The sequence below is a fragment of the Salinivirga sp. genome, from assembly GCF_055145285.1.
Window position 1 is genome coordinate 1 of sequence record NZ_JBSRDC010000044.1, and the last position, 9,612, is coordinate 9,612.

Here is a 9,612-nt window from a genome sequence, read left to right on the forward strand (position 1 = left end):
AGTTCAAAATATTCAAATATTTCCTTAGGTAATATGTGTCGGAGCAGTAATTCATTTTCCATGGTCGAAAGATAAAATAATTAAGACAATTATTTTTCAATATCAACCCGAATGTTAAAGTGATCCATTAAAAGGCTTAAGCAAAAAAGCCGAAGGCAATGTTTTTTGTGCCCTTTCAACAACAGCCTTACTTGCCAAAGATGTTAAATATATGAAAGGGATATTGAATTTTTCTTGGATGGCAGCAGCTAATTGTATACCATCAACAGGGCCAGAAATATTGATATCGAGCAAGGCCAGGTCAACAGGATTGTTTTCTAATATATCCAATGCCTGCCTTGCTGTTGGTACGGTACCGACTACCTCGTAACCAAAATCATCAAGACGCATTGCTATATCTTCGGCAATCATAAATTCATCTTCAACAATTAAAATCTTAACCTTGCCTGCCATAATTCATCAAACTATGTTTTTTTGAAATAAACTTTCCAACATGTACCCTTGGTATTATCCCATTCTATATTGCCATCAAGTTGTTTAATTAACGAATTTACCAATTTAATCCCAAAAGAAGCAGCTTTGCTAAAATTAAAATCATCCGGCAATCCCGGCCCATTATCTTCAATCATAACAAAACCATCATCACCTGTACTATTGAGAGAAATCTTCACCCAAGGGAAACCATTATCTTTTGAAGCATATTTAAGTGCATTGGTAATAAGTTCATTTATTATCAATCCCAGTGGAATGGCTTTATCTATCTTCATTACTAAAGGTTTCAAATCAAGTTCGAGTTGAAAATTTTGGTCAAAACTCATCACTAAGTTATTTGAAAGCTCTTCCACATAGTTTTTGATATCAATTTTTGTATCAATATCGTGCCGGTATAATGTCTGGTGGATTAACGTCAGGGCATCTACCCTGTAGCGACCAGCTTTAAGAGCTTCAGCTGCCGGATGCCCTTTAAGCTGACGTGCCTGTAAATTTAACAAACTGGACACCATCTGCAGATTATTCTTTACCCTGTGGTTCAACTCCCGTAACAGCAACGATTTCTCCTCTTCACTTTTTTCAACCATTTCTTTTTGCACAAGCAAACGGTCGTTTATCTCCTTAATTTTTCTGTTACTTTGGTTTAATTTGAATATGAAGACCAGAAAAACAACAGCACTGAACATTAAAACATAGGCCAGCACCCTTTGAAGTTGATTTAAACGATTTAAAGTATCAATTTGTTCTTCTTTTTTATTTAACTCAAATTTGCTTTGCATTCGTTCCATTTTTCTGACATTCGCTATGTTTTTCACACTGTCATCAAATGCTTTGAATCTTTTATAATAAGACAATGATTTTGCCAGGTCTCCAGTCTTTTCATACATATTTGATAAACGAAGGCTTATATCTCTTATCTGCCCTTTGAGGTTTTCACCATAAGCAAGGTTCATTGACTTCTCCATTAAACCTAACCCTTTTAAGTAGTTACCCTCTTTACAGTAAAGCTCGCCCAAACTACTCATATATGTTACTTTAGGGGCTAACTCATCAATATCAACATATCTTTCCAATGATTCTTTAAACTCTTGTTTCGCTTTTTTATATAAACCTTTCTTATAATGAAGCAACCCCAAATTCCCGATGATCATGGCTTTTCGGCTCATAACCTCTTTTTTGCCCCCAAGCTGTTTTAATATACGCAGTGCCTCATTATAATAATATTCAGCACTATCTAATTGTCCAAACTCCCGATATGACTCTCCAATGTTCAATGTTACATTGGCAATTGAAAACGAATCGTTGTACGCTTTAAAAACCTCCAGGCTTTGCTGATAGTAATCAACCGCATTTCCCAGATCATCCTGACGCAAACATGCATTTCCAATTGCACCCAGGGCAAAAGCTTCTTCCCGGGGCATGCCTATGTTTCGGTAAATATTTGCTGATTTAATAAAATGCTCAACTGCCCGTGTGTTATTACCCAATCTATCTTCAGCCATTCCCATATACCCATGTGCATATGCCTGAGTTTTCTGCATTTGCAATTTTTCAGACAACCGAAGTGCTTCCTCCCCGTACCTTAATGCTTCAACAGGTGAGCTCTGGCTGTGGTAACATAATTGTAGCATTAAATTAGCCTTCAGGCTATCTTCAATATTGGGTTGATCCAACTGCACTTTAATTGAATCAATAATATCGGGGGCTCCGGAAAAGCCCCCGATTGTTAGAAAAATAAACAAATTTATAAGTATAACTCTCATTTCTTGCAGATATAAAATAATTGCATATTACTATTCTGGCGGCGGTGGTGGTGGATACGTATCAGCCACAGGATCTACAATGCCATATTTTGTTTTGCCATTTGGGTCTTCAAATTCAAATAAAAAAGAATACTTAATTTTACCACCATCTCTCAAATTTCCGGTTGTTTCTAAACAAAAAACATTTGAGGACGTTTCAGTACTCTTCAATTTTAGCTTACCGTCAGGTTGCATTTTAGGTGGTTTCTTAAATATCTTATTCCATTTTTCTTCCGAAGGCTTATCGGTAATCATCTCCAGTTCCATTTCGGGGGATTCATTTATGGCTGTAAATTTCAGCTCTTTGCCATCAGCTGATTCAACAGACCAAACATAGCTGGCATTTTTCTCAAAAACGAGAATGTTTCGCAAGGGGCCATAAAAATGTGCATACGGTGACAATACTTCATAAAACATATCGGCCTTGTAAGGTTTGTCTTTAGATCCCAACCTGGGGTCATCTTTAAAGAAATTCAACATTTCGGGAGTAAAAACCCGAATTTTAACTTGATAAGTAGTGGGTTTCATAATATAAATTTTAGAGGTTAAAAAATAAATATTTTAAAGATACTGATTATTAACCACATACAAAAACAAACTATGTTTTTTTTCATTTTTATCGTCTACTGCGAAAAAAATCAGTCATTAAACTAGCCGATTCATTCTCCAAGACCCCTTTTTTAACTTTTAATTTTGAATACAGAGCATTGGGTGCAAATATCGTATAACCACGTTTTGGATCAGAGGCCCCATATATAATTTCATCAACCTGCGCCCACGACAGTGCCCCGGCACACATAACACAGGGTTCAAGTGTAACGTATATTTTACATCCGGTAAGATATTTACCCCCTAAAAGATTCGATGCTGCGGTTATAGCCTGCATTTCGGCATGAGCTGTAACATCAGTAAGTTTTTCAGTCAAATTATGCGCACGTGCAATGATCGTATTATTTGAAACCACAACACACCCAACAGGGATTTCTCCTTCTTCAAAAGCATTTTTTGCTTCATCAAGTGCTTTACCCATAAAATATTCGTCAGAAAATGGTTTTATCATAGCATTGTTATTTATCATTACAAAAGTAGGATATTGAACCCTCTCTTCTAAAAAAAATACGAAAATCATATTTATTTAATCAAAAACATGTTTTATAACTATACTATTAGGGGGGCTTTTGTTTTAAGCTTTGCTTTACTTTTTCTTAATCTGTAAAAATGACTGTAATCATCAGTTTGATTTATCATTTCTTACTATTTTAGCACCAAATTTTTATTTAAAACATTTTTACTATGTACAGAACAAACACCTGTGGTGAATTACGAATAAACCATGTAGGAAACGATACTACGCTAAGTGGCTGGATTCAGAGAATCAGGAAGCTTGGTGGCATGACATTTATTGATTTAAGGGATCGTTATGGAATAACACAACTGGTTGTTGACGAGAAAGCACCAGATGCATTAAAATCAAAAGTAGCAGAGTTGGGGCGCGAATTTGTTATTCAAATAAGCGGTAAAGTTCTGGAGCGACAAAGTAAAAACAATAAAATACCTACCGGGGAGATAGAAATTGACATAAAGGACATAAAAGTTCTGAACAAAGCCCAAACGCCGCCGTTTACCATTCAAACAGACACCGACGGTGGCGATGAGTTAAGAATGAAATACCGGTACCTCGACTTAAGGCGCGATGCCGTAAAAGATAATTTGGTGCTCCGGTCGAAAATGGCAATTGCCATCCGTAATTATCTCGATTCAAAAGATTTTATTGAAACGGAAACTCCGGTTTTAATGAAATCGACACCAGAAGGTGCCAGAGATTTTGTTGTTCCATCTCGCATGAACCCCGGGGAATTTTATGCCCTTCCACAAAGTCCACAGGTTTTCAAACAATTACTGATGGTAGCCGGGTTCGACAGATATTATCAAATTGTAAAATGTTTCAGGGATGAAGACTTAAGGGCCGATCGACAGCCTGAATTCACACAAATTGACTGCGAAATGTCGTTTGTTGAACAAGAAGATGTTCTAAATACTTTTGAAGGTTTAACGAGACATCTTTTCAAAGAGATTAAAAACATTGATCCCGGTGCATTCCCAAGAATGCCTTATGCCGAGGCAATGGACAAATATGGCAGCGACAAGCCCGACACCCGCTTTGAAATGCTTTTCAACGATATTACCGACATTGCAAAAGGTAAAGGCTTTGGCATTTTTGATAATGCAGAATACATTGTTGCCATTAATGCCAAAGGTGCTGCTAATTATAGCCGTAAACAACTTGATGCCCTTACAAACTACGTTAAACGCCCTCAGATAGGGGCAAAGGGAATGGTTTACGTAAAATACAATGAAGATGAGACTTTTAAATCATCAGTTGATAAATTTTTTGATCATAACGACCTTGGAAAATGGGCTAAACAATGTGGGGCTAAACCAGGCGATTTACTACTGATATTGTCAGGAGATAAGTTTGAAACTCAGGAACAGATGTGTGAACTCAGGCTTGAATTGGGGCGTCAACTGGACCTTATTGATAAAGATCAATTCAAACCACTCTGGGTTACCGATTTCCCACTACTTGAATGGGATGAAGAAACAAATCGTTACTACGCCATGCACCACCCATTTACATCGCCAAAACCAGAGGATATTGAACTTTTAGGAACTTCACCTGGAAAAGTAAGGGCCAATGCCTACGATTTAGTGATAAACGGTGTTGAAATTGGAGGAGGGTCGGTGCGTATATTTGATAGCGCCTTACAATCAAGAATGTTTAACCTGTTGGGATTTACCGAAGAACAGGCTAATGCACAATTTGGATTCTTAATGGATGCTTTTCAATATGGAGCTCCGCCCCATGCCGGAATAGCATTTGGGTTTGACAGGCTTGTGAGCCTTTTTGCAGGACTTAATTCAATACGTGATGTTATTGCATTCCCAAAAAACAACACCGGGCGGGATGTGATGAACGATGCCCCATCTACAATATCGGATAAACAGCTAAAAGAACTCAACCTGAAAGTTGTCCTTCCATCGAAAAAAGAATAATCACAAACCCTTAGATCGAAAAAGAGGCTGTCAATAATTAATGGCAGCCTCTTTTTGTTCTATGGTCGAAATAAAATCCGAACACTCTCACGGCTTTTTACCGGTATGCCATCTTTAATAGCCGGCGACCATTTGGGCCCCTCTGACAATACCCTGATGGCTTCCTTTTGGAAAGCTTCATTATCGGGAGAACGAAGCACTTCAAAATTATCAAGTTCGCCGGTTAACGAAACTGTAAACTCAATTTTAACAACCTGACGCCCTTTTCCTGTTAAAGGATAACCCAAGTTATCATCGATATACTCATCAAATAAAGCTTCCCCACCCAGTGGCTTAGGGTCGGCATTAACACCGGGGCGGGGTTCTATATCGCTGTATGATTCATTTGTTGAGTTATTCACGGGTTCTGCATCCTGGTCTTGCCCTGTTTCCTCAAGTTTATCTTCAAAACCAGCTTCGTTTTCATTTTCGGGCAATTCGGAAACAAGCTCATTTACTTCTTCCTTGACTGCAATTTCATAAAAACCTGGTAGATTATCCGGTTGTTCCCTTTCAGACAGCACATTCTCTGTTACATTTTCAACAGTATCATCTTTTGGTATCGCCTCAATTATTCCTGCATCAGGTGAAGATTGCTCTAAACCTTTATCTTCTTCTTGACTTTCGACTTCGTTATTTGGCGTAACGTCTGGTTTTGTCCCAACCTTTTTAGTATTCTTTTCAAGGTTAGTACTTCTTACGGAGCTTTCTTCCACAGTATCAGAAACTGCATGAATTGAATCGCCCGTTATTGTAATTATACTGTCAGCCCGTGATAATGTTATCGAGTCATTTTTCAAAGAATCATCAGTTCTTTTCAGTTCTTGATTTGGAGTGAAAGATCCTTCTGTAGGTTCATTTATAAAATCATCTTCTTCAACTTTTTCATCGTTGAGTATAAACATGAAAAATAACAAAGCAAGAATAGCAATGATAAAAAGAATGACAACTGCTTTTCGATACTGTATTTTTTTTGGACGGATGAAAGAAAACGAATTTAAATCATGTTCAATGTCATCGACCTTCAGTTTTGAAAAGCCTTCAACTGCATCTTTTAAAAATGCATCACCTTCCAATTCTTTTTCGAACTTAATCCGTTCAGAATTATTCATTTTCTTTCCAATGTATCTAAATACATCAGAATATGAACCTTTGAAAATATTATCGTCTGACATTGGCAAAGTTATTAAAAGCGTTTAATTGTTATAAAAAAGAATCAGCCAACATCATTTATCACCCTTTTTCTTCTTTAAAATATCATCACAAATTTCTTTGGTATCACCAAATAACCATTCCCTGAAATTATTAATATCAGTTTTTTGAATTTTTGCCGGGAGTGCCGTGTATACCTGCCTTACAGCATCTTTAGCCAGCTCCCGCTGTGATAAATATTTTAAACATACACCATAAACAAGTAGTGCATACTTTTGAAATATTTCAGATATAATTACAGGATTTTTAGTCCGTCGATATTCCCGGATGGCTGTAATATCAAGCTGGCGGTCAAACTCCAATTGTTTTTGTGACATGGGCATAAATGATCGTTTTGTTCGATCATAAAAGTATAAAGAAAATTATCATTAAACAACACCCTGCGCCATTACTGCTTCTGCCACTTTAACAAATCCACCAACATTAGCACCTACCACATAATCAACTTTATCTGGCTTTTGTCCATATTTTTTGCATGTATCGTGTATAAACCCCATTATCTGGTGTAGCCGCTCGTCCACTTCTTCGCGTGTCCAGCTTAACCGCATTGAATTTTGGGTCATTTCGAGCCCTGATACAGCAACACCACCGGCATTAACAGCTTTTCCCGGCGCATAAACAATTTTATCACGTAAAAGCTCAGCAGCTTCGGCTGTACACCCCATATTTGACGCTTCAGCTACGAGGAAACAGCCATTGCCTATCAATGATTGTGCGTCATCTTCGTTTAATTCGTTTTCACAAGCACAAGGAATGGCAATATCGACAGGTTGCACCCATGGACGTTTACCCGGGTAAAATTTAGCACCATATTTATTCGCATAGGGCTCTACCACATCATTATTTGACAATCTGAGCTCCAGTAAATATTCAAGTTTATCCCCTGATATACCTTGTTCATCATATACATACCCATCGGGACCGGAAATGGTCACTACTTTACCACCAAGCTCATTAATTTTAGTTATAGCACCCCATGCAACATTTCCAAAACCAGAAATCGCAAAACTTTGTCCATCAATTTCACGATTCATTTCCTTTAACATATGTTGTACGAAATAAACGGCACCAAATCCGGTTGCTTCAGGTCGTATCAAACTCCCTCCCCACATCACACCTTTACCGGTAAGCACACCTGTAAACTCATTTTTCAGGCGTTTATACTGACCAAACAAATAACCAATTTCACGACCTCCCACACCAATATCGCCTGCGGGAACATCTGTGTAAGGACCAATATGCCGTGCCAATTCTGTCATAAAGCTTTGGCAAAAACGCATAATTTCATTATCTGATTTGCCTTTTGGACTAAAATCAGATCCACCTTTACCCCCTCCCATAGGAAGAGTTGTCAGACTGTTTTTAAATGTTTGCTCAAAACCTAAAAACTTCAGTACACTAAGCGTAACACTGGGGTGAAACCTAAGTCCGCCTTTGTATGGACCTATGGCACTATTGAACTCAACACGGTAGCCCTTGTTTATCTGAACACCACCCCTGTCATCAACCCATGGGACCCTAAACATAACAACACGCTCAGGTTCTGTTAACATTTCGAGTATTTTTGCTTCTTTATATCTTGGATTAGATTCATAAACAGTCCATATTGATTCTACAAACTCTTTAACTGCCTGATGAAATTCATGTTCTCCGGGGTTACGAGCAATTACCTGGTTCATAAAACTATTAAGATCAGCCATAACTTTAATTTTATAGGTTTATATATCAAAGTTAAGCTAATTTGATAATTAGTACATGATTATATTCAATAATAAAATAATAAAGACAAACACATTTTTAACATTTGTTAACATTTTAAGAAACAGTCATTTGTGCTTTTGTCATTGCGTCATTAGTATAAGGAAGATAAGTTGAAAGGGGCATAGAAAGAAGGTTGAGGTTAAGGTTGAGATTGAGGTTAAGGTTGAGATAGAGATGTAGGCTTTTATTGTCCATGGATGTTATAGGGTCCTGGCCTGTACCAAAAAAAAAGCCCCGGTCCAATAAAGGACCGGGACCGCCAGCTGGCGGGTTGGCGGCGGCCTACCCTCCCATCCGCCGACTGGCGGACAGTACCATCGGCGCTGTAGGGCTTATCCGCCAGCTGGCGGATCGGTATGGGAAGAGGTGCATAATGGTCATTGGGAAATGGTTATCCGTTTAGGGCCCTAAATTCATGAGTTTATAAGTTTGTACGAAGCTGTAAACATTTTTGTCCCGAAAGCTTAGGTTTTGATGGTCGATGTACCAGCATATCTTGCCCTGGTCCAATCGGGGGAACCCGCACAAGTCAATCATCTCCTTTAGCTACGCAGATTTTCAATTGTCACCGCCGGAAACCACTTCTCTTAGGGGCAGGCATATATAAAAAAAGCCCCGGCTCAATAAAGGACCAGGGCCCGCCAGCTGGCGGGTTGGCGGCGGCCTACCCTCCCATCCGCCGACTGGCGGACAGTACCATCGGCGCTGTAGGGCTTATCCGCCAGCTGGCGGATCGGTATGGGAAGAGGTGCTTGATTATTAGAAAATGGGTACCCGTTTAGGGCAGGCATATATAAAAAAGCCCCGGCCCAATGAAGAACCAGAGGTCCGCCAGCTGGCGGATTGGCGGCGATCCCGGTGCATACCGGGACTTCGTTTTACTCAGCCTACGGCCGCCGCAATATTTTTGAAAGTTATGAGCAAAAGTAAGCCCCGGCTCAATAAAGAACCGGGGCTTGGATAAGTTGGCGGCGGCCTACTCTCCCACATTACTGCAGTACCATCGGCGCTGTAGGGCTTAACTTCTCTGTTCGGTATGGGAAGAGGTGGGGCCCCTACGCTAAAACCACCTAAATATTTTAAAAAAAGACATATTGGAAATAAAAACTTCAAAACAGAAACTTTGGGTGCGAAAAAAGCTTACGGGCAATTAGTACTGTTCGGCTCTGACATTACTGCCTTTACACCTACAGCCTATCAACGTCATAGTCTCTAACGGCCCTTAAAGGAGATCTCATCTTGAGGCCAGCTT

The 9,612-nt window shown here is 39.0% G+C and carries 8 protein-coding genes and 2 rRNA genes; 1 reads left to right on the plus strand and 9 read right to left on the minus strand.

The genetic code is table 11. The annotated features are described in order from the left end of the window. Nucleotides 1–114: 114 nt before the first annotated feature. The 4 genes from ACTB0Y_RS08565 to ACTB0Y_RS08580 all read right to left on the minus strand — a co-directional run bounded on the left by ACTB0Y_RS08565 (nucleotide 115) and on the right by ACTB0Y_RS08580 (nucleotide 3,354). A complete protein-coding gene (locus tag ACTB0Y_RS08565; RefSeq protein ID WP_463206402.1) occupies nucleotides 115–453 on the minus strand; it encodes a response regulator in 339 nt (112 codons plus the stop codon). A gap of 11 nt (nucleotides 454–464) precedes the next feature. Further along, nucleotides 465–2,255 carry a tetratricopeptide repeat protein gene (locus tag ACTB0Y_RS08570; RefSeq protein ID WP_463206403.1) on the minus strand — a complete coding sequence of 597 codons (1,791 nt, stop codon included), beginning with the start codon at nucleotides 2,253–2,255 and terminating at the stop codon, nucleotides 465–467. A 30-nt stretch (nucleotides 2,256–2,285) separates the two neighbouring features. Next, nucleotides 2,286–2,822: a hypothetical protein gene (locus ACTB0Y_RS08575; RefSeq protein WP_463206404.1), complete on the minus strand. Its 537-nt coding sequence runs from the start codon at nucleotides 2,820–2,822 to the stop codon at nucleotides 2,286–2,288. 88 nt (nucleotides 2,823–2,910) lie between these two features. Next, nucleotides 2,911–3,354: a nucleoside deaminase gene (locus ACTB0Y_RS08580; protein WP_463206405.1), complete on the minus strand. Its 444-nt coding sequence runs from the start codon at nucleotides 3,352–3,354 to the stop codon at nucleotides 2,911–2,913. Between the two features lie 233 nt (nucleotides 3,355–3,587). On the opposite strand from ACTB0Y_RS08580, the gene aspS reads away from it, so the two are divergent. Beyond that, the gene (gene aspS, locus ACTB0Y_RS08585; protein ID WP_463206406.1) at nucleotides 3,588–5,348 is read left to right on the plus strand and encodes an aspartate--tRNA ligase; all 1,761 of its coding nucleotides are present in this window, start codon (nucleotides 3,588–3,590) and stop codon (nucleotides 5,346–5,348) included. Between the two features lie 59 nt (nucleotides 5,349–5,407). On the opposite strand, the gene ACTB0Y_RS08590 is transcribed toward aspS, so the two are convergent. The 5 genes from ACTB0Y_RS08590 to ACTB0Y_RS08610 form a co-directional block, all read right to left on the minus strand. Further along, the gene (locus ACTB0Y_RS08590) at nucleotides 5,408–6,499 is read right to left on the minus strand and encodes an energy transducer TonB (protein ID WP_463206407.1); all 1,092 of its coding nucleotides are present in this window, start codon (nucleotides 6,497–6,499) and stop codon (nucleotides 5,408–5,410) included. Nucleotides 6,500–6,613: 114 nt separating this feature from the next. Continuing rightward, entirely contained in the window at nucleotides 6,614–6,922 is a 309-nt protein-coding gene (locus ACTB0Y_RS08595) for a hypothetical protein (protein ID WP_463206408.1), read from the minus strand. Nucleotides 6,923–6,967: 45 nt separating this feature from the next. Then, nucleotides 6,968–8,299, minus strand: a complete 1,332-nt coding sequence (gdhA, locus tag ACTB0Y_RS08600) for an NADP-specific glutamate dehydrogenase (protein ID WP_463206409.1) — start codon at nucleotides 8,297–8,299, stop codon at nucleotides 6,968–6,970. Between the two features lie 1,024 nt (nucleotides 8,300–9,323). Next, a 5S ribosomal RNA gene (gene rrf, locus ACTB0Y_RS08605) occupies nucleotides 9,324–9,434 on the minus strand. A 55-nt stretch (nucleotides 9,435–9,489) separates the two neighbouring features. Further along, a 23S ribosomal RNA gene (locus ACTB0Y_RS08610) occupies nucleotides 9,490–9,612 on the minus strand; the annotation flags it as partial.